Source organism: Mesorhizobium sp. M0954, from assembly GCF_040319155.1.
Classification (GTDB): domain Bacteria; phylum Pseudomonadota; class Alphaproteobacteria; order Rhizobiales; family Rhizobiaceae; genus Mesorhizobium.
In genome coordinates, this window is the sequence record NZ_JAMYNR010000001.1 from 323,642 (window position 1) to 344,060 (window position 20,419).

The window sequence follows — 20,419 nt, forward strand, 5'->3', positions numbered from 1 at the left end:
CCTGCTCATGCGGACGCGCGACGGACCAACTGCCACGAAACGCTGAAAAGGGTAGGTATTGCGCCCGGTGTTGCCGAGATCAATGAGATCAGATGATCGGCAAGATGGTCGTAGTGGGCAGTTTCGGGGCCGATTGTCGTCAATGCCGGATGGCTGAATTCGCCCTCGTCGATATTGCCGCAGCCGATGACTGCAATGTCGCCGGGCACGGAGAGGCCGGCCTCCTCGAATGCGTGCAGGGCGGTCACGGCGGCAAGATCGGATTCGACGAAAAGCGCGGTCGGCCGATCCGCGCGGGCGGCCAGCGCCGTAGCATTGGCAAACGCAGCCTTGCGCGCCTCTGCACCGCCGATCACCAGGTCGTCTCGCAGCGGAAGGCCGCGTGTTTGCAGGAAGCTGCGATAGGCGGCGAGACGGCTCCCGTCCACCGCTTGCTCATGCACCATATAGGCGATGCAGCGATGGCCGGCTCGGTAGAGGTAGTCGAGTGCCTCGAAGACGGCCCTGCCGGTATGCTGGCGCACAACCGAGAAGCCTGCCGGCTCGATGGTCGGATGGAAGATCACCGCTGGCCGGCCCGCGGCCGCCAGGCGCGCGGCCAAGAGCATCACCTCGGGCTCGGAGAGATGCTGCCAGTCGGCGATAATGCCGTCTGCCAGCCCGCTCTCGATTTCCCTCACGATCCGGTCGGTTCGTTCGCAGGTGTCTCCCGCGGTGATAATTGTCGAAAATCCCCTCAGCGCCGCTCCAGATTGGATATCCTGCGCGATCCGGTCGCTGAACGGCACGCCGAGACGAGGCAGTACAAGGCAGATTCGCTCGGCCTGCTGGCGGCGCAGCTGCCGCGCGGTGCGGTTTTGCACATAGTTGAGCTCAGCGACGGCCTCGAGGATGCGCTGCCGCGCCTCCTTGCCGACGAACTTCAGGCGCGTGCTGTCGCCGCTGAGCAGGTACGACACGGCAGCGGTCGATACATTGGCGCGCCGGGCGACATCGGCCATGGTCGGCGCCTTTCTGCGATCGGAACTTCTCTCGTGCATTGTTGGATCCGCTGCGCGACGTGACATGATCAGCTGTCGCTCAGCCGGATTTCATTCCAGCTTCCATGCCCGGCGGCAAGGATCTCGGGCCTTGCCTCGCCGGCCTCCTCCATCAGGGCAACGATGCGGCCTCGCAGCCATGCACGCGTCGCTGCGTGATCGGGCGAAGCTATGAGATTGATTAGTTCGTTTGGATCGGCATCGAGGTCGTAGAGTCTCGCCTCGACATAGAAATCGCTGCCGGAATCCCGCCAGCCGTCTTTTCCCGGTGCCTCGACCTCATATTTCCACCGTCTGGTGCGCAAGGCGCGGCCGACATGGTGCTCGCTGATTTGAATGAATATCTCGTCGCGCGGCGGCCGTTCGCCCTGCAGTGCGTCGAGCAGCGAGACGCCCTGCATCGAATTGGGCACTTTCAGGCCGGCCGCGGCGAGCAGGGTCGGCGCGAGATCGACGAGGCTGACCAGGCCTTCATATGTGCCGATGCGCTGGAAGCCGGGGCCGTGGAATAGCGTCGGCACGCGGATCGACGCCTCATGACAGGAACGCTTGTATTCGTTGTTGCGAGTCTTGAAGTGACATCCGTGGTCGGAGGTGAAGAGGATGATCGTGTCGTCAAGCCGGCCAAGGCTGTAGAGCGCCTCGATCAGCCGTCCAAACGCCTCGTCGAGGCGTGCGACCATGCCCAGATAGCCGGGGAAATGTTCCGCTGTCGTGCCGCCAAGTGCGGCGAGATCGCCGGGAATGGCGAGCTTCTTGCGGATCCTGTCCTCGTATCCGAGCGGGGCAGGGTAGTTGTCCGTCTGGTTCTGGTGATGCGGCTCGAGGAAGGACAGGAATAGAAAGAACGGCTCGTCTTCCCTCGATGCGACATAGCGGATTGCAGCGTCGGTTAGGGCATCGACGCGGTATCCCGGCAGCTTCACCGCCTTGCCGTCATTGTCGTGGACGACGGTGTCGAAGGGGCCGGAAGTGAACTCCAGGATGTTGGAGGCCAGCCAGTAGCGATAGCCGCCGCGTTGTTCCTGGGTGACCGGCTCGGCGGACCCCAGGTGCCACTTGCCGATGTAGGCGGTGTCATAACCTGCCGCGGTGAAATGATGCGCGAGCGTGCGCTCGCTCTTCGGCAGTGGGATGTCGTTGCGGTAGCAGCCGGTGATGGTCGGGTACCGCCCCGTCTGGAATACGGAGCGGGCGGGTCCGCAAACGGGCTGGCAGGTAAACGAATTCGCCACGAACGTGCCGGTCCCGGCGAGGCGGTCGAAATTTGGCGTAAGCTCGAGCGGATTGCCATGGACGCCAACGGTGTCCCAACGCTGCTGGTCGGTGAAGAAGACGATTACGTTCGGTCGGCGGGACGTCATAGGGTGCAATGGCTCCGAATGGTCATTTCATGCCTGCCAGCATCACGCTGCGGACGAAGTAGCGCTGCGTGAAGAGGAACAGCAGCAGGCTCGGGATGAAGAGAATGATCCCGCCCGTCGCCGTCAGGTTCCACTGGGTGAAGAATTCCTGGTTGAAAAGCGTCAGTCCCGTCGTGATCGGCCGCATTTCGGTGGTGTTGACGGCGACCAGCGGCCAGAGGAATTCGTTCCACTGGAACACGAAGGTGAGGAGGGCCAGCGTCGCCAGTGCCGGACGGACCTGCGGCAGCACGATGCGCCAGTAAAGGCCGAGTTCCGAGCAGCCGTCCATCCGTGCAGCGTCAAGCAACTCGTCGGGAATCGGACGGATGAACTGCCGCATCAGGAAGATTCCATAGGCGCTCATGGCGAATGGAAGGATAAGGCCCTGATAGGTGTTGAGCCATCCCATCCGCGCGGTGAGCACATAGAGCGGGATCATGCGGATGAAGAATGGGATCATCAGCGTAGACAGCACCGCGACAAACATGACGCGCTTACCGGCGAATTCCATCTTCGCGAAGACGTAGCCGATCAACGGATCGAAGATCAGATGGAGGAAGGTAATCCCGCCGGCGATGATGAAGCTGTTGAGCGTGAAACGCGCGAACGGCGCCTTCTGCCAGATGTCGATGTAATTCGTGAATTGCCACGTCTCGGGGATCAGAATCGGAATGCCGCTGAAGACGTCGGCATCGCTCTGCAGCGACAGCGAAAGCATGTAGAGGAACGGAAAGATCGACAGCGCCACGCAGAAGAGCAGCAGTAGGTAGGACGGGAGCGTTTTTGCCAATGTCATGCCAACCTCAATAGGTGGTTTCGCGGTTGAGCAGGCGGAACTGAACGAAGGTGATGGCCAGGATCAGCAGGAACATCAGGAAAGACAGCGCCGAGGCGTAGCCGATGTTGAGCTCGAAGAAGGCTGCCTCGAACACGTGCAGGCTGAAGAACCGCGTCGCGTCGGCCGGTCCGCCCTTGGTTATCAGGTAGGCCGGCGCCAGCTCCTGCAGTTGGCTGATCGTGCTGACGACCGCGATGAACAGCGTGGTCGGCGTCAACAACGGCCAGGTCAGATAGCGGAATTGCTGCGTCGGCGTGGCGCCGTCGATGGATGCGGCATCATAGAAGTCGGACGGGATCGACTGCAACGCGGAGAGGTAGATCAGCATGGCATAGCCGACATCCTTCCAGACCGTGATGGCGATGAGGGTCGGCAACGCGGTCGAGGTGTCGCCGAGCCAATTCTGGGTCGGCAGCCCAAGCTCGGCAAGGAAGCTGTTCAAGATGCCAGTGTAGGGATCGAGAATTGCCTGCCACATCAACGCGACGATCACGAAGGAGGTGATGTAGGGAAAGAAGATGATTGCGCGGATCAGAGTGCGCCCCGGGATCGGCCGGTTGAGCACGACCGCCAGTCCGAGGCCAATGGCGATGCTGGCCGCGGTGACGCCTATCGCGAAGGCCAGCGTCACGAAGAGCGACTGCCGAACGCGCGCGTCGCCGAGCGCAGCAACGTAGTTGTCCAATCCGGCGAATCGGCTCTCGCCGATCAGCGGCTGGCCGCTGTACAGGCTCGCCCAAAACTCTAGTCCGATCGGATAGAAGAAATAGACCGAGAAATAGAGGATTGCTGGCGACAGCAGCAGGTAAGCGAGAAGCGTTTGCCGGGTGCGCCGGCTGAAGCGGCCAGTTCGCCGGGTCGGCATCGCGCCGACGCGAATGTCCGTATCGGCCGTATCGGTGCTGCCGCTGATAAACATCGGCCTAGTTGTTGGCCAGGATGACGTTGGCCTCGGCCGCGAATTTCGGCATGATCTCGGCTGCTGGCTTCTGATTGTAGATGATATCCTCGAGCGCGCTTTGCAGGAGCTTCTCGATTCGCGCGTGCTTGCCGGTGAGGCGCAGCTCGGCGGTGACGTCTTGCGCGTAAGGCAGGCATTTGCTGAAGCTGCCGATGACCGGATCGGCCTGAACCTCGGCGTTGTTGGCCCAGGATTTGCGCGGCATCGTCATGCCCGCTTCCTTGGTAGCCGCCAGTTCCGTGTCGAGCGCGACGAGCCGCTTCAACAACTCCCAGGCCTCCTTCGGGTGCTTGGCGTCCTTAGGGATCATCACGCTGACGCCGCCCGCGAACGTCGCCTGCACCTTGTGCTTGAGTGATGGCGCAACCGCCCAGTTGAGCTTCGGGTTGCCCGAGCGGATCGGCTTCACGTCCCACGGACCGGTTATGATCATGGCGACCCGGTTGGCCGTGAACAGCTTTTGCGGACCCTCATAGTCAGCACCCGCCGCCGGCTTGGTCGCTGCTTTTTCCTTGTGGATCAGGTCGGCGAGGAACTGGATCGCTTCGATCGCCTCTGGACTGTCGAGATTGACCTTGTTTGTCTTGGGATCGTAGTAGGTCACGCCGTTCTGCAGCAGCCACGACGAGTAATATCCGATGCTCGGGTTGGGAGCGAAGCCGAAGCGGGCGCCGGTCGTCGTCGCCTTGGCAACCTTCAGGAACTCCTCCCAGGTCGCAGGCGGCGCGTCGAAGCCCGCCTGCTTCAGCATATCGACGTTGTAGACGAGGGTGGCGCAGGTGAGGTGGATCTGGACGCCATAGTACTGGTCGCCGAGCTTGTTACGCTCGACGGAATAGGCTTGCCAGTCGTCGGGATAGCCGATCGTCTTGCCGTCTTGTTGGATGAAGTCGTTCAGCGGCCGCAGCAGATTCCGCTGGCCGAATTCCTGCACCCAGCCGCCGGGTTCGGCGACAAGATCGGGCGGACTCTTCGCCGCAAAATCCGCCACCAGCTTGGTGCGCATATCCGGCCACTGGAATTTCTCCCACTGCACCGACCATCCGGGATGATCGGCCTCGAACTTTGCTATTGCGTCGGCATAAGCTTGATAGGCGTGGCCGGCGTTCCAATAGAGCGTCAGGGTCTCGGCATGGGCTGCACTCGCGGTCGTCAGGGCCACGCCTAAAACCACACCGTGCAGGAACCCGACTGACTTGTAGCGGCGCATCTTGGTCTCCTCCAGGTTTGCCACCGCCTTCCTCACAATGGATGGCGACATATTATTCGATTAATATACCCGCTATACCGCAGTTTTTGTCAAGCTCCGACTGTAATGCAGTGCATAGTTCTGGCCGAACTCGGGCGGAGCTATCTACAGCGCGCGATGCCGAAGTTGCTGCCGGTACCCGATCTGGACGATCGCGGCCTAACCTGGAAAGATCGTGAAACCGCCATCGACGCGGATTACCTGCCCGTTGATGAAGCGCGCGCGCGGACCGGCGAGGAAGGCAACCGCGTCGGCGATCTCTTCAGGCTCCGCATACCGGTTCAGCGATTTCTTGCTCGAATCCATGCGCTGTGGATCGACCACGCGGCTCGCCTGGAACCGCGCCGTCTTGGTGGCGCCGGGGCTCACCGCATTGACGCGTACGCCATCGTCGATCAGTTCCTTGGCGAGGCAGCGCGTATAATGGACAACAGCCGCCTTGAGCGTCGAGTAGACCACCTCGGGCGAGCAGCCGATATGCGCTGCCGCCGAGGCGATGTTGATCACCGAGCCCGAGCCACGCTTGACCATCGGCGGAACGAACGCCTGGCAGACCAGCATCGTGCCGATGAGGTTGTTCTCGGTTAGAACCTTGATGTCTTCGTAGTCGATGTCCAGTGCGTTGTTGGGATTGGGCTTTACGCCCTTGGCGCCGATGTCGCCGCCGGCGCAGTTTACCAAGATGTGCACGTCGCCGAGCTCCGCCTCGATCTTCCTCTTCATTTCCGCGACAGCTTGCTTGTCGCCGATGTTGCCGGTGACCGCGGTGATGCGCGTCCCGTGCTTCTCCAAGCCCCTGGCAGAGTCGCCGAGGTCCGCGAATTCGCCATATTGAGATGGCCGGGCCCAATCGAGGTCGTGGACCGCGACGTTTGCGCCAAGTTCGGCCAAGCGGTCGGCCATCACGCGGCCGAGGCCGCGTCCCGAGCCGGTGACGAAGGCGGTCAGGCCGCTGAGTTCTCGGGCAGTCATGCTGATTTCTCCATTGCAATGAAATCGAATTTCATCATGTTGGCGGCGCTGCGCCGGATCATGTCGAGCTCGTACGAAACGAGCGCACCGTCATCATCGCGCTCCCATGGCGTGCGGTAGTCGGCGTCGTCCCCAAGGCGGTTCAGGCGCGCAGCACTCAGGCAGGCCGCGAATTCGCGGGCGGTCTTCGGCGCATATCCGTTCCACCAGTCGTCGGTGAGACAGCGAACGTGACGAGCCTCCAGCGCGCCGGGCTCAAGCACCGCCGTCAGCGTGTCGTGGTGCTCGCCAAGGATGGCTGCCAGTTCGGCGAAAGGCACGGCGCCGTCGCCGATCGCGCAGCGGACCAGACGGTAGCCCTCATCCGTGAACTGGACGCGATAGTCCTTGAGGTGAACGTGGCGGACATGGGGCGCGATCCGGCGCGTGAAGGCAAGCGGCGCCTCGCCGACAGGAAAGGTGTTGCCGGTGTCGTAGGTGATGCCGACACCCGGTCCGCCAAGTTCGCAGAACGCAACCAGTTCGTCGCTGCCGAAGTCCTGATGGTTCTCGATGCCGAGCACGCGTCCCTCGGCCGCCGCACGCGGCCCCCATTCCGTCAAGGCAGCGCGAATCGTTGCGTTGAACTCGCTCCATTTCGGACCCCACGCATTGCGGTCGCCGCACAGGACAGGCGTCAGTGCGATACGGATCGTCGTCGCCTCGAGCAGGCGCGCAGCCCGGAAGGCGGTGTCCAGCGGACCTGCCACCACCAGTCCGCCGCTCACCACCGGGACGATGTCCAGCGCGGCAAGACGCCTGCGCAGCGCGACGATTTCGGCGTCAGTCAAGTCGGTCAACCAGGGTTCGTAGATCTCGAGCGTGCGTGCGCCCAGTTCCTGCCCCAGCGTGATGAAGCCTTCCAGCCCCGCGCCGTGCGGATTGTGCCGCGGCGTGCCGCGGCCCTGCAGTCCGAGATGATAGGTCAGTCCGTAGGGGTTGAGGCCGAGACGAAGCATCAGCTTGGCGGTTCCAATGGAGAGCGGAGAGGCGTCACTAGCGCAGACCGGCATCGACGGTAATGGACTGTTTGGTGATCATGCGGCTGTCGTCGGCTGCCAGGAAGAGCACCGTGCGTGCAATCTCCTCGCCCAGCAGGACGCGGCGGATCAATTGCCGCTGCACCGTCTGGTCGACTGCCTCCTGCGTCTTGAACCACAGCTCGCGCTGCCGCTCGGTCATGACGGCGCCGGGTTCGATCGCATTGACGCGGATGTTATCCGGTCCGAATGACCGCGCCAACGCACGCGTCAGCGCCACCACGGCCCCCTTGGCGGTGGCATAGGCCACCATCTGGTCCGCTCCGAACCGCCAGGCAATGGAGGAGAAGTTTATGATCGAGCCGAAGCCGAGTTCCTTCATATGCGGATGCACTGCCTGCGCGGCGAAGAAGTGATGCCTCAGATTGACATCGAAGCTGCGGTCCCAATAGTCGGCCGTTATCGCGTCGAGGGGATGGCGCTGATCATTGGCTGCGTTATTCACCAGGACGGCGACCGGACCAAGCCGCGCGCGTACGCGTGCTACCGACGCCTTTAGCGCATCGACGTCGGTCACATCGCAATGGAGATATAACGGAGCCTGCCCGGCGGCACCAGCGAGCTCGCGCACCAACGCCTCCGCTGGTTCGTCCTGCACATCGAGAAAGGCTATCCGGGCGCCGTTCGCCACGAAGGCGCGGACCATATCGGCGCCAATACCGGAGGCGCCGCCGGAGATCAGCACGACCCGATCGGTCAAGCTTGGATAAGTCGCGAATTGTACGGACATCAAACTACAGAAGCGCCTTGGTTGTTGGATCGAACAGACAGGCGCGCGACATGTCGATGCCGAGCGTTATCGTCTCGCCCATGACGGGAGCGTCATCCGGCTCGAAACGGCCGGTGATCTCCAGGTCACCCAGCCTGAGCACGGCAAGCGTCTCGGCCCCGGTAGGCTCGACCAATTCGACCGGCGCCTGCATGGACGCTACAGCAGGTTTGCGCGACTTCAGATCGGTCGTGAAACGGTAGATGTGTTCCGGCCGGATACCGAGCACGACGTCCTTTGGCGCGCCGGCGGGCATCGGCGCGGCAAGGGCGAGGCTGACGTCGCTGCCGTCAGCGGCGCGTACCGAGATGCTGGTCGAGCCCGTAAGCCGGGCGGGAATGAAATTCATCGCCGGCGATCCCATGAAACCGGCAACGAACATGTTGGTCGGCCGGTCGTAGATCCGTTTCGGCGTGTCGAACTGCTGTACCGAGCCCTGGTTCATCACCGCAATGCGGGATGCAAGCGTCATCGCCTCGACCTGATCATGGGTGACATACACCGTGGTCTTGCCGACGCGATGGTGAAGCTTCTTGATTTCGGTACGCATGTCGACGCGCAGCTTGGCGTCGAGGTTGGACAAGGGCTCGTCGAACAGAAACAGCTTCGGGTCGCGCACGAGGGCACGCCCCATCGCAACGCGCTGCCGCTGGCCTCCCGAGAGCTGGCCGGGCTTGCGTTTAAGCAGCTGTTCGATCTGCAGGAGTGCGGTAACCCGCTTGACAGCTTCCGCCTGCGCCGCTTTTGGCACGCCGCGGCTCTCCATGCCGAAGGTGATGTTCTGGCGCACCGTCATGGTGGGATAGAGAGCGTATGACTGGAACACCATCGCAATATCGCGGTCCTTGGGTTGCACCGAGTTCACCAGCCGGTCGCCGATCCATATCTCGCCCGACGTGACGGTTTCCAGTCCGGCGATCATGGCGAGCAAGGTTGACTTGCCGCAACCCGACGGGCCGACAAGGGCGACGAATTCTCCGGTCTTAGCCTCGAGATCGATGCCGGCAAGAATCTCGAGCGAGCCGTAGCTCTTGTGAAGGTTGCGGATCATCAACGCGGACATGGGCGACGCCTCATTTTATGGCGCCCTGGGTGAGGCCGCGCACGAAGTATTTTCCACCAAACAGATAGATCAGCAGCGGAGGCAACGCGCCGATCAGCACGGCTGCGCTCATCACATCGTAAGCACGCGCGGTCGTGCCGCCGGCCGTGAGCGCGACCAGTGCCGCTGTGATCGGCTGCTGCTGGCCCGATGTGAAGACGACGCCGAACAGATACTCGTTCCAGATGCCGGTGAACTGCCAGATGACGGTGACGATCAGGATGGGCGGCGACAGGGGCAGGATGATCTTGCGGAAGATCCGCCAGAACCCGGCGCCGTCGATGCGTGCCGCCTTGATCAGGTCGTCCGGTATGCTGACGTAGAAATTGCGGCAGAACAGGGTGGTGAACGAGATGCCCTGGACGACGTGGATCAACACCAGCCCGTATGTGGAATTGGTCAGGCCGAGCTTGCCGAGCAGGAACGCCCACGGCATCAACGAAATCTGGCCGGGCATGAATACGCCGAGCAGCATCAGATTGAAGATCAGTTCGGAGCCCCTGAAGCGCCATTTGGAGAGGATGTAGCCGTTCATGGCGCCGAGAATGGTCGAGATGATGGTGGCGGGGATCGTCATGGCCAGGGAGTTGAAGAAATTGCGCTTCATTCCCTCGCAGGTACCGCTGACGCAGTAGGATCCCCAGGCCTGCGCCCACGCATCGAACCGGAAGCTGCGCGGTACGGAGATGAGGCCGTTGCGGGCAATCTCCGACTGCTCGCGCAACGAGTTGAAGATCACCACCAGTAGCGGCACGAGATAGACGACCGCGAAAAGCGTCAGCACGGCATAGACAAGGAAGCGGCTCCAGAAATGCCGGCGCGTGGCAGCGGCTTCTTCCGGATCAAAACGGGCATTAGGGCCAATTTCAGCCATTGCGGCCCTCCGCCCGCCGGCGCCAGACGATCCACAAGGAGTACGGCACCAGCACCACCGCGACCGCCGCGAGCATCATCATCGCCGCGGCGGCACCTTCGCCGATTTGGCCGCGCTGGAACATCAGGTCGTAGACATAGATGGCGGGGAAGGTGGTGGACACACCTGGGCCGCCTCGCGTCAACGCCGCCACTAGGTCGAAGGTCTTGATGGCGAATTGTATCTGAATGACCGCCACCGCCAGGAATATCGGAGCGATGGTTGGCAGGATGACCCTCCGATAGGTCCGGAATACCGACGCGCCGTCGATTTGCGCGGCTTTGACGAGATCCGGATCGACCGACCGCAGACCGGCCAGGAAAAGTGCCATTGCGAAGCCGGACGACTGCCAGATACCGGTTATGATCACCGCATAGATCGCAGTGTTGCGGTTGGCCGTCAGGGCGAAGCTGAAGTCGGTCCAGCCAAGCCCGCGAACGAAGGCCTGGATACCGTCGACAGGATTATAGAGCCAACTCCACACCGTACCGGTGACGATGAAGGACACCGCCAACGGATAGAGGAAGATGGTGCGCCAAACCGCCTCGCCGCGGACGCGCTGGTCGATCGCGATCGCGAGCAGCAGGCCAACGGCCATCGAGCCAACGATATAGAAGCCGCTGAACAGGAAGAGATTGGTATAGGCGATGTTCCAGCGCCGGTTTGCCCAGAGCGAAGCGTAATTGTCCAGGCCGACGAACCCATAGGTCGGCAACAGCGACGAATTGGACAGCGAGATGTAGAGCGTCCAGAGCGTGAAGACGAAAACATAGATGAAACTCGCCGCTATCGACGGCGCCAGCACCAGAATGGGCACCATCGTGCCCAGGCGCTCGCGCCACGGACGGGCCGCGGCAGCTGCGGCTGGTACAATCAGATCATGGGTGGACATCGGGCTGCTCCGGCGAGGTCTGGCCGGGAGCTTCGCCCCCGGCCATCATCGGCAGCGTCACTTCTGCGCTTCGGCCGCATCCGCCATCGCATTGGCCGCGTCCTGCGCACTCATATCCGGCGTTGCTACAAACTCCGTGATGCTATCCATTATTGCGCCGCGGACCTTTTGCGGAACCGTCATGTTGTGCGCCATCGAACGCACGAGCGTGCCCGCGGCGATCGAGGCTTGCAAATCCTTTTGCGAGAGTTGCTGGCAGGGATTGAAGCCGTTCGAAAGATCGACATCGAGGCGCGCCGGAATGGACCCTTTGGTCTGATTGAAAATGGTCTGGAATTCGGGCGACAGGATGATGCTGGCAAGCAGCTTCTGTCCCTCGATATAGTCCGGGTCCTTCTGCTTGAAGAACACGACCGAATCTGAATTCAGGATGAAGCCCGGCTTGCCCCAATCGGTCGGCGCCTGGGCGCAGACATAGTCGGTGCCCTCCTTGAAGCCGCCGGCCGTCAGCAGGCCGATCGTCCAGTCGCCCATGATGTGAAAGGCGGCCTCGCCGCGGCCGACCAGATGCGACATGGTATCCCAGTCACGCCCGTTCATGCCGGGGTCCATGTACTTCGAGGTCATGGTGCGGAACTGCTCGAAGGCCTTGACCATGCCGTCGCTGCGCATGGCGTCGACGTCGCCCTCGACGAAGGCTTTCTTGTAGAGATCGAGGTCCTGACCGTACACGACCACTTCGAAGACGGTCGAGTCGGTCCAGTCGGCGGTCGAGTGCGAAATGCAGATCTTGCCGCTGGCCACGATCTTGTCGCAGGCGGCGTTGAATTCCGCCCATGTCTTCGGCATCTCGGTGACGCCCGCGTCCTTCATGACCTTCGGCGATGCCCACAGCCAGTTGATGCGGTGGATGTTCATCGGCGCGGCCACCCAATTCCCGGTCGGCTTCATCACCGGCAGCAATTCGGGAGCGACGACCTTCTCCCAATTTTCCGCTTTCGCCAGGTCGTCGAGATTGGCTGTCATGCCCGTCTCGTTCCATTCGGCGATCTCGGGGCCCTTTAGCTGCACAGCGGGAGGTGCGTTGCCGGCGATCACGTCAGCACGCAGTTTGGCCAGGGTATTGGCCGTATGGCCTGCGATGGAGGTCTGCTGCCAGATGCCACCCTTGGCGGTAAACATCTCGCCGAGCTTGGCGATAGCCTGGGCGTCCGATCCGGTGGCCCATTGATGCAAGAGGTTGGTCTTCGGCTCCGCGAGGGCTGTTCCGGAAATCAAGGTGAAGGCGGTAGCGGCCGCAAAGGCCGTCCTCAGGTATTTCATCGTTTCACTCCCCTATATGATGCACGGTTCGTATCGACCGCTTGTGGCCCGCGATTTGAGGTCGTGGCCGGCGAGATGCAGTAATCTCCGTTCTTTCCAAAATGACATATCTGGGCTATCAGTCAACGTCCTTTGTGCCCATCATGAACAAACCTTCGCTTAGAAATTGGCTGATCGACAGGCCGTCCGCGTCGCCGGAGAGCCTGATCGTCCGATGCCTGCGCGAGCGCGGCGCGCTTTCTGCGTCGCAAATTACCCGCATTACCGGTTTGGCGCGGTCGACGGTTTCGACCGCGCTCAACGGCTTGAGAAAGTCCGGGATGGTGATCGAATCCCCGGCCCATCATGACGCGGCGAGGGGTATCGGCAGGCCTGCCACGACATTGACGCTCAATCCCGCTGCGGGCACCTGCGTCGGCATCCATCTGGGCCTCGACGAGATGCGGTGCGTCGTCGCCGACGTCTCGCATTCTTTCGTTGCCGAACAAACTATCCCCATGGGTCTGGACTACCAGCCGCAACAGGCGGCCCAGCTCGCCAAGTCAGTAATTGCCCGATGCTACGAAGAGAACGGTCTGCCGATGGCGGGGCTCCTGGGGGTTGGGGTCTCCGTCTCGGGCCCAGTCAGCCGCGAAGGAGTGGTGCTGCGCGCGAGTATCGTTCCGACCTGGGCCGGGGTCAACATCCGCGATGTGTTCGGGCCGGTCCTTGAACAGCCGATCTTCGCCGACAATGAGAGCAACTGCTCGGCCATTGCCGAGCTGATGTGGGGTGCGGCCGTCGGCCAGGACGATTTCGTGCTGTTCAAGGTCGATCTGGGCGTCGGCGGGGCCATTGTCCACCACGGTCGGCTGGTGAGCGGCATCGCCGGCGGCGCCGGCGAATTCGGGCACATCAGCATCGATCCCGGCGGCGACCTTTGCCGGTGCGGCAATCGAGGATGCCTGGAGCTCTATGCCAGCTTTGCCCGACCGCTCGAGCAGATTTCGCGCATCGTGCGGCGGCCGGTCACGATGGACGACGTGATCATGATGGCCGAGCAGGGCGACGTGAGGGCGCTGCGGATGATCGAGGACACCGCCGAGTTCGCCGGCCGTGGCCTTGGCCTGATCGGTTCGGTTCTCAATCCGCCGCTCATCATCATCGGCGGCCGCATGGCCTTGGCGGGCGACATTCTCCTGGCGCCACTGATCGCATCATATGAACGCCACACGCTCATCAAGTCCCGCGATGTGGCGCCTGCGCTGCGCACGCGGATAATCGTTGGCAAGCACACGGAGAACGACGCATTGCTCGGCGCGGTCGGCCTCGTGCTGCGTCACAACAGCCGACTTCAGTGACCCGGCTTGCTTCGGGTGGCGCTCTGATTTTGCGAGCTGCTCGCCGAAGCAGCGGAACTGATGTTTGCCTACGCGACACGCACCGTGCGCTGCCTCGGCTTGATCGCGGTGGCGAGCAGCAGGCCGGCGATGATGAAGGCGGCGCCGGCGAGATCGTAGTCGTGCAAGCTTTCGCCAAGGACCAGATAAGCGAGAACGGCGACGAAGGCGGTCTGGAGATAGAGCAGCATGCTGGCGCGCCCCGCACCAAGCGTCTCGACGCTGCGGTTGTAGAGATAGTACATCAGAGCGCCGCCGGGGCCGGCAACATAGGCGAGAGCCAGAAGGCCGTTCGCATGCAGCGCCGAACGATCCCCGGAAAACAGTTCCCAGAGATAGAAGGGCAGTGCGGCCAGCGCGCCGGCTCCCAGCAGCAGGACCACCATCGGCAGAAGCTCGATAGCGAATTTGGCGCGACGCAGCAGCACGGTGTAGAGGCCCCAACAAAACGCGCTGCCGACGATCCACAACTCGCCGGAATTGAACTGCAGCTGCATCAGCGCGGCAAGGTCGCCGCGCGCCACGATCACCACCATCCCGGCCAGAGCGACCAGCGCTCCAAGCGCTTTCCAGACACCGAGGGGCTCGCCGAGCACGAAGCGGGCAAGCACCATGGTCATGATCGGCGACAGCGCCATGATGATGCCGGCGGTTGTCGCGTTGGTGTAGTTGAGGCCTGTGTAGATCATGCCCTGACACAAGGTTAGCCCGATAGTGCCGATGACCAGCACCTCGATCACCCGGGATTGGATCAGCACGAGCATCGCCCCGTGATGACGATGGACGATAGGCAGCAGGATCGCGCACGCGAGCGTCAGCCGCCAGAAGCAGAGCGCCCAAGGCGGCATCTCGGGGGCAACCCACTTGGCGGCGATATAGACGCCGGCCGACAGGAGCCAGCAGAGCGTCGCGAGGGAATAGGCGAGCGGAAGTGATGCGCCGGGTGTCGCCTTCGCTACACTTGGATGTGCTATCGGCAGCGATTGGATATCCGTCTCCTCCCACCGCAGACTTTAGCAGATTGGCAGCGTCTTGCTAAGCAGCAACAACAGCTGTTTCACCAGCTGGCGCAATCGGTGGGTCATTGTGGGTCCCGCCGTTCACGGTCTCCTTCCATTCGAACGCATGTTGGCCCATGAGCAACTCGATACCGAAAAGCGCAAGCCGTATCGATTTCGCGCGACACGAATGTGAGATTCATATCGCGCGACAGATATTCGCGCGGTTGCCACAATCTTCTCGCGCCATATTTCTACCGAGAGCAGATCTGTCGCGAATTCCTGGTTCCTAGGATCACGAGCGCCGCTGTTTCGAAGCAATTGGAAGAATAAGCCACTGACTTCCGTTTACACAAAGAGCGCGACACAGATCCATGCGGAGGACGTCCGATGCATGCCGGCTTCCGAGGAAGCGTACTCGTAGCGGTGTTGGGCACCGTCATGGCAAGCTGCGCTGGCATTCCGGCGCAAAAAACCGGGGCAATAACCGGCTATGGCCCCAACCCCACTTTACCGAAACCAAGACCGACGCTGATCCCGACTGTTAACATCGCCGAGGCGAAAGGCTGGCAGAAAGAAGGTATGCCGACCCTGGCGAAGGGGCTGACGGTGAACGCCTTCGCCATCGGCCTCGACCATCCGCGCTGGCTACATGTGCTTCCGAACGGCGACGTGCTGGTTGCTGAAACCAATGCCCCTGCCAAGCATGATGAAGGCTTCAGTCTTAGAAAGGTCTTCATGGACCTGGCTATGAAGCGGGCTGGCGCCGCGACCAAAAGCGCCAACCGCATCACGCTCCTGCGCGACACCGATGGCGACGGCATTGCGGATGTGCGCACGACGTTCGCGGAAGGCCTCAATTCGCCCTTCGGCATGACGCTGTCCAAAGGCAAACTCTTTGTCGCGAATACCGACGCGCTCGTCGCTTTCCCCTACTCCAATGGCCAGACCCGAGTCAGCACGTCGCCGGAAAAGATCATCGACTTGCCGGCCGGGGACCTCAACCATCATTGGACCAAGGACGTGATCGCAACTCCGGATGGACGCAAGCTCTATGTCACCGTTGGGTCCAACAGCAACGTTGGAGAAAACGGCATAGCCGCGGAGAAGAACCGCGCCGCTGTCCTTGAAGTGGATCGGTCTACCCGCCGCACTCGGGTCTTCGCCTCGGGCCTGCGCAACCCGAACGGGCTCTCCTGGAATCCTGAGACTGGCCAGCTTTGGGTCGCTGTGAACGAGCGTGACGAGATCGGCGACGACCTTGTGCCGGATTATATGACCTCGGTTCGTGACGGCGCTTTCTACGGTTGGCCCTACAGCTACTACGGACAGAACGTCGACGAACGCGTCAAGCCGCAGCGCCCCGATCTCGTGGCGGCAGCGATCAAGCCCGATTACGCCCTGGGCTCTCATACGGCCTCGCTCGGACTGACCTTCTCCAAAGGCGCGCAACTCGGTCCGGCCTACGGCAACGGCGCCTTCGTCGGCCAGCACGGCTCGTGGAACAGGAGTGTGCGCAGCGGTTACAAGGTCATCTTCGTGCCGTTCCATGGTGGCAAACCGAGCGGTCCTCCGGAAGATGTGCTCACTGGCTTCATCGGGCGTAATGACGAGGCGATGGGCAGGCCGGTCGGCGTCGCTATCGATCAGACTGGCGCACTGCTCGTCGCCGACGACGTCGGTAATGTCATCTGGCGGGTCCGCCGGGCGAATGGCCGTTGAGCGCAGGTGGCCTTTCTGATTCCGATCTCACCAGCCTTCGGCTACATTCCCGGAGGCGGATATCCTAAACACTTAGCTAGCAGCACGCCCGAAGATAGTCGTGTCAAACATGCTTGCGCCCGCCTGCCTCGCGGAACCAGCTGTCGGGATAGGGATACCACCAGCCCTGAATCTCCGGTCTGTGGTCGATGATGACCATCTTCGAGCGGCGGAATGCATCCAGACCCTGGCGGCCGAGCTCGCGGCCGAGGCCCGAAGCCTTCCAGCCCCCGAACGGCAACGCGTCATTGTCTATCAGCGGATTGTTGACCCAGACCATGCCGGCCTCGAGCCGCTCCGCGGCCTCATGCGCTTCGGCTAGATCGGTGGTGAAGACCGAGGCGCCGAGACCGAAGGGGCTGTCGTTGGCAAGCTCTATCGCCTGGTTGAAATCCTTGACCCGGCAGATTGCGGCGACCGGCCCGAAACACTCTTCGCGCACGATTGCCATATCGGCGGTGATGCCGGTCAGGATGGTCGGCTCGTAGAACCAGCCTACATTATGTGCCGGCGGAATGCGTCCGCCGGTGACCGCTTTGGCACCGCTGCGGATCGCATCGTCGACCAGCCGGATGACCTTCGCACGCGCGGCCTCGCTGACCAGCGGTCCGATCTCGGTTTTGTCGAGGCCGTTGCCGATACGCAGCGCGCGCGTTTTCTCGGCAAACAGATCGACGAAGCGGTCGTGAACGGCATCAACCACGAAGAACCGTTCGGCCGAAGTGCAGACCTGGCCAGTGAGATGGAAGGCAGCCGTGACGCTGCCGGCAGCCGCCACGTCCAGTGGGGCGTGTTGGCTGATGATCAGGGGATCGCTGCCGCCGGCCTCGATAACGCAAGGCTTCATGCGCTCTGCACATGCGACGGCGACAGCCTTGCCGGCGGCGACCGAACCGGTGAAAGCAACCGCATGCGTGCGGTCCGAGGCGATCAGCGCCTGCGCCGTTGCTGCTCCGCCTGGCATGCAGGAAACCAGGCCCTTCGGCAGGGAGCGGAACACGGTCATGTAATCCAGCGTCGACAATGTTGTCGCTTCGGCGGGCTTGATCACGCAGGCATTGCCGGCGGCAAGCGAGGCGGCGACGGTCCAGCACATCAACAGGATCGGAAAATTGTAAGGCATGATGTGCACCGACGTGCCGTAGGGCTCGTAGCGGGCATACTGGAACGAACCGGCCTGCGTCGTGCCGGCGATCTTGCCGGCGTCGTCACGCGCCATTTCGGCGTAATAGCGGAAGATCGGCGCGCAATTGGCGATCTCGCCGATCGCCTCCGGATAGGGTTTGCCCATCTCGCGCACCATCAGCTCGGCGCAGTGCGTGAAGTCGGCCGCCTCGATGGCGTTGGCGACGGCGTGCAGATGCCGGGCACGGCTCTTGGCGTCGAGCTTTTTCCAGGCCGTTTGCGCCTTGGTCGCTGCGGTGAGCACGGCGTCGATCTCGCCGTCGCTGGCTGCGGTGATCGCGCCGACGGTTTCGAGCGTCGCCGGATCGATCACCGGTTTTGCCGCACCGGTCATTGGCCGATAATCCGGATTGACGAAGAAGGTCGGCCGGTCAGGTGAAAAGTCCATTCTGTCCTCCCGTGTGCACGGAACCTTTTTGAGAATTCACCCTGCCGAGACAGGCGGCGTGGTTTTCGAGAACCGAAGCGGAGCGGAGATTAAAGTCCATGAGCATCGGAAGCGGAGAAAACGGCGTCAGGTGTCCGGTAGGGTAGAATTATCGAGAAGGTTCAGCGGATCATGTAGACTTTCTTGATGGTCTCGTGGACGGTGCAGACGCCTTTCCAGTCCTGCGGAAAGAACGCTGCGGTGTCCGGTTCGATCTCGATCACCTCGCCGGATTCGTGGACATAGGTGCAGCGTCCCTCGAGGAAATGGCAGAACTCATCGCGGGTGACGTGGCAGTGCCATTTGCCCGGCGTGCAGACCCACAGTCCGCATTCGGAGCGGCCCTCCGGCCCCTTGTGCAGCAGCTTGCCGGAACTGCGGGATTCGCCGTCGATCAGGGTGGGGATGACGCCCCAGTCGACCAGGTCGGTGAGGGCGAGCGGCGATTTCATGATCGGTGTCGGCATGTCGGGAGCTCCAGTGGCCGGCTTTAGGCCAGCATGTAAACGTTGCGGATGGTCTCGTGGACGGTGCATTCGCCGGTCCAACCGGCCGGGAACATGACAACCGTGGCGGCGGATACCTCGATCACCTCGCCGTCGTCCGATCTGTAGGTCGCACGGCCGGCAACGAAATGGCACAATTCGTCGCGCGGAATCGCCAGCCGCCAGCGACCGGGCGTGCAGACCCAGATGCCGGATTCCGGCTGGTTGTTCGGCCCTTTGTGCACCAGCCTGCCGGTGGAGTGCGAAGCGTCTTCCAGCGCGTCGGGCTGGGTGCCCCAGTCGACGAGGTCGGTGCGGGTCGAGGCTTGGTGGAGGTGTGGGGCAGAGATCACAGCAATTTCTCCAGCAAAGCAGCCGCTTTCTCCGGGCCGTTCTGCGACTGCATCTGGGCCGACGTCTTGGCCAGCTTGGCCCTGATTGCCGGGTCGGTCAGGCAGGTTTCGATCCTGGCGATGAGCTCGGCGTCGCTCCAGTCGTAGCGCGGCATGCCGAAGCCGTGGCCGGTTTCCTCGACCCGCGTCGCATTGTCGTGGCCGTCCCAGACGTAGGGCATGATGATCGCCGGCTTGCCGAAATACAGGCACTCGGTGAACGAGTTGTTGCCGCCATGATGGATCACCGCATCGACCTGCGGGATGACCGAGGGCTGCGGGAACCAGCTCTCGACGATGACGTTTTCGGGCACTTGCGCGTACTGCTCCTTGTAGCCGCCGACATTGACCAGCGCCCGGTAGCGCGTCTTGCCCAACGTTGCGACGATGCGCTTCAGCAGATCGACATCGCCGGCGCCAAGGCTGCCGAAGGAAACATAGAGCAGCGGCCCGTCATTATTCTTCGCAAAAACCGGCACGGTGTAGGGCTTCTCCTGCCGCACGCAGCCTTCCAGATATTGGAATTTTGCCGGGTCGAGCGGATAGCGGCGCTTGAACTTCGCCGCCTCGGGATAGAGCAGCAGATTGAGGTACGGCGAGGCCTCGAAGAACTGGCCGATCGGATACGGCGCTTCGTTGTTCGCTTTCAAAAACGCATTGAAGTCGTCATGGATCGGCTTGATGACGGCGTTGAAATGGTCGCGGTAACGCCGATGGCAGGCGTCGTCGTTCTCGCCGCAGCCGGACAGATGTGGCGGGATGTCCTCGTCCTCGATCTCGTTTTCCGAGCAGGAGATGACGCGCACCCAGGGCTTGCCATACTGCTTGATTGCCGGGAACAGGATGACATTGTCGACGCAGATGACATCAGGCTTGATCGTCGCAAGCACGCCAGGCAGATCCTTCTCAGCCCATTTGGCGCTGTCGACGATCGCCGTCCAGCAATCCTTCACGTAATTGTCGACCTGGTCGTAGGGCGATTTGCGGAAGTTCGGGATGTGGCCGTTGATGAAGTCTTCCCAGAACTTGGCCATCTGTTCCGGCGGCATCGGCTCGGACAGGTTCACCGGATGAGCCTCGAAGCCGTAGCCCTTGTAGACGTCGACGAAACCGGGGTCCGACAGGAACACCGCTCTGTGGCCGCGCGCCTCGATCGCCTGGGCTATGCCGACGGAATTGAGCGCGGGGCCATAGGCGGCCTCCGGAAAGAACGCGATCGTCTTCTGCGCCATGAGAGGTTCTCCTTCG

At 62.2% G+C, this 20,419-nt stretch carries 19 protein-coding genes; 2 read left to right on the forward strand and 17 right to left on the reverse strand.

Going from position 1 to position 20,419, the window contains the following annotated elements:
- Window positions 1-5: 5 nt before the first annotated feature.
- From NKH93_RS01530 to NKH93_RS01585, 12 genes are all read right to left on the reverse strand, one after another.
- Window positions 6-1,001 (reverse strand): LacI family DNA-binding transcriptional regulator, encoded by a 996-nt coding sequence (locus NKH93_RS01530; RefSeq protein ID WP_352918180.1) that lies wholly within the window; start codon window positions 999-1,001, stop codon window positions 6-8.
- A 68-nt stretch (window positions 1,002-1,069) separates the two neighbouring features.
- Window positions 1,070-2,404, reverse strand: a complete 1,335-nt coding sequence (locus NKH93_RS01535; protein ID WP_352539304.1) for a sulfatase family protein — start codon at window positions 2,402-2,404, stop codon at window positions 1,070-1,072.
- A gap of 22 nt (window positions 2,405-2,426) precedes the next feature.
- On the reverse strand, window positions 2,427-3,242 hold the full coding sequence (locus NKH93_RS01540) for a carbohydrate ABC transporter permease (RefSeq protein WP_352539303.1): 816 nt from the start codon (window positions 3,240-3,242) through the stop codon (window positions 2,427-2,429).
- A 7-nt stretch (window positions 3,243-3,249) separates the two neighbouring features.
- Window positions 3,250-4,203, reverse strand: coding sequence for a carbohydrate ABC transporter permease (locus NKH93_RS01545; RefSeq protein ID WP_352833859.1), 954 nt, complete (start codon window positions 4,201-4,203; stop codon window positions 3,250-3,252).
- A 4-nt stretch (window positions 4,204-4,207) separates the two neighbouring features.
- Window positions 4,208-5,455 carry an ABC transporter substrate-binding protein gene (locus tag NKH93_RS01550; protein ID WP_352918178.1) on the reverse strand — a complete coding sequence of 416 codons (1,248 nt, stop codon included), beginning with the start codon at window positions 5,453-5,455 and terminating at the stop codon, window positions 4,208-4,210.
- A 198-nt stretch (window positions 5,456-5,653) separates the two neighbouring features.
- Window positions 5,654-6,466, reverse strand: coding sequence for an SDR family NAD(P)-dependent oxidoreductase (locus tag NKH93_RS01555; RefSeq protein ID WP_352918176.1), 813 nt, complete (start codon window positions 6,464-6,466; stop codon window positions 5,654-5,656).
- Complete coding sequence (locus tag NKH93_RS01560; protein WP_352918174.1) at window positions 6,463-7,464, reverse strand: sugar phosphate isomerase/epimerase family protein; 1,002 nt, start codon at window positions 7,462-7,464, stop codon at window positions 6,463-6,465. The genes NKH93_RS01555 and NKH93_RS01560 overlap by 4 nt, the downstream gene beginning before the upstream one ends.
- A gap of 37 nt (window positions 7,465-7,501) precedes the next feature.
- Window positions 7,502-8,275: an SDR family NAD(P)-dependent oxidoreductase gene (locus NKH93_RS01565; RefSeq protein WP_352994495.1), complete on the reverse strand. Its 774-nt coding sequence runs from the start codon at window positions 8,273-8,275 to the stop codon at window positions 7,502-7,504.
- A 4-nt stretch (window positions 8,276-8,279) separates the two neighbouring features.
- Window positions 8,280-9,377, reverse strand: coding sequence for an ABC transporter ATP-binding protein (locus tag NKH93_RS01570; RefSeq protein ID WP_352918172.1), 1,098 nt, complete (start codon window positions 9,375-9,377; stop codon window positions 8,280-8,282).
- Between the two features lie 10 nt (window positions 9,378-9,387).
- A complete protein-coding gene (locus NKH93_RS01575; RefSeq protein ID WP_352539299.1) occupies window positions 9,388-10,290 on the reverse strand; it encodes a carbohydrate ABC transporter permease in 903 nt (300 codons plus the stop codon).
- Window positions 10,283-11,221 (reverse strand): carbohydrate ABC transporter permease, encoded by a 939-nt coding sequence (locus tag NKH93_RS01580; protein ID WP_352466746.1) that lies wholly within the window; start codon window positions 11,219-11,221, stop codon window positions 10,283-10,285. Before NKH93_RS01580 ends, NKH93_RS01575 begins: the two co-directional genes overlap by 8 nt.
- Before the next feature lie 57 nt (window positions 11,222-11,278).
- The gene (locus NKH93_RS01585; protein WP_352918170.1) at window positions 11,279-12,544 is read right to left on the reverse strand and encodes an ABC transporter substrate-binding protein; all 1,266 of its coding nucleotides are present in this window, start codon (window positions 12,542-12,544) and stop codon (window positions 11,279-11,281) included.
- Between the two features lie 143 nt (window positions 12,545-12,687).
- Between NKH93_RS01585 and NKH93_RS01590 the strand changes: the two genes are divergently transcribed.
- Complete coding sequence (locus tag NKH93_RS01590) at window positions 12,688-13,884, forward strand: ROK family transcriptional regulator (RefSeq protein WP_352918168.1); 1,197 nt, start codon at window positions 12,688-12,690, stop codon at window positions 13,882-13,884.
- A gap of 68 nt (window positions 13,885-13,952) precedes the next feature.
- Here NKH93_RS01590 and NKH93_RS01595 read toward each other — a convergent pair whose 3' ends face one another.
- Entirely contained in the window at window positions 13,953-14,912 is a 960-nt protein-coding gene (locus NKH93_RS01595) for a DMT family transporter (protein ID WP_352539483.1), read from the reverse strand.
- A 399-nt stretch (window positions 14,913-15,311) separates the two neighbouring features.
- Between NKH93_RS01595 and NKH93_RS01600 the strand changes: the two genes are divergently transcribed.
- Entirely contained in the window at window positions 15,312-16,643 is a 1,332-nt protein-coding gene (locus tag NKH93_RS01600; RefSeq protein WP_352918167.1) for a PQQ-dependent sugar dehydrogenase, read from the forward strand.
- A 103-nt stretch (window positions 16,644-16,746) separates the two neighbouring features.
- Here the strand turns inward: NKH93_RS01600 and NKH93_RS01605 are convergent, their stop codons facing one another.
- The 4 genes from NKH93_RS01605 to NKH93_RS01620 form a co-directional block, all read right to left on the reverse strand.
- The gene (locus tag NKH93_RS01605; RefSeq protein ID WP_352968952.1) at window positions 16,747-18,255 is read right to left on the reverse strand and encodes an aldehyde dehydrogenase family protein; all 1,509 of its coding nucleotides are present in this window, start codon (window positions 18,253-18,255) and stop codon (window positions 16,747-16,749) included.
- A 161-nt stretch (window positions 18,256-18,416) separates the two neighbouring features.
- Window positions 18,417-18,761: a cupin domain-containing protein gene (locus tag NKH93_RS01610; protein WP_352767554.1), complete on the reverse strand. Its 345-nt coding sequence runs from the start codon at window positions 18,759-18,761 to the stop codon at window positions 18,417-18,419.
- A 23-nt stretch (window positions 18,762-18,784) separates the two neighbouring features.
- Window positions 18,785-19,132 (reverse strand): cupin domain-containing protein, encoded by a 348-nt coding sequence (locus NKH93_RS01615; protein WP_352918163.1) that lies wholly within the window; start codon window positions 19,130-19,132, stop codon window positions 18,785-18,787.
- Window positions 19,129-20,403 carry a glycosyltransferase gene (locus NKH93_RS01620; protein ID WP_352918161.1) on the reverse strand — a complete coding sequence of 425 codons (1,275 nt, stop codon included), beginning with the start codon at window positions 20,401-20,403 and terminating at the stop codon, window positions 19,129-19,131. The genes NKH93_RS01615 and NKH93_RS01620 overlap by 4 nt, the downstream gene beginning before the upstream one ends.
- Between the last annotated feature and the right edge of the window lie 16 nt (window positions 20,404-20,419).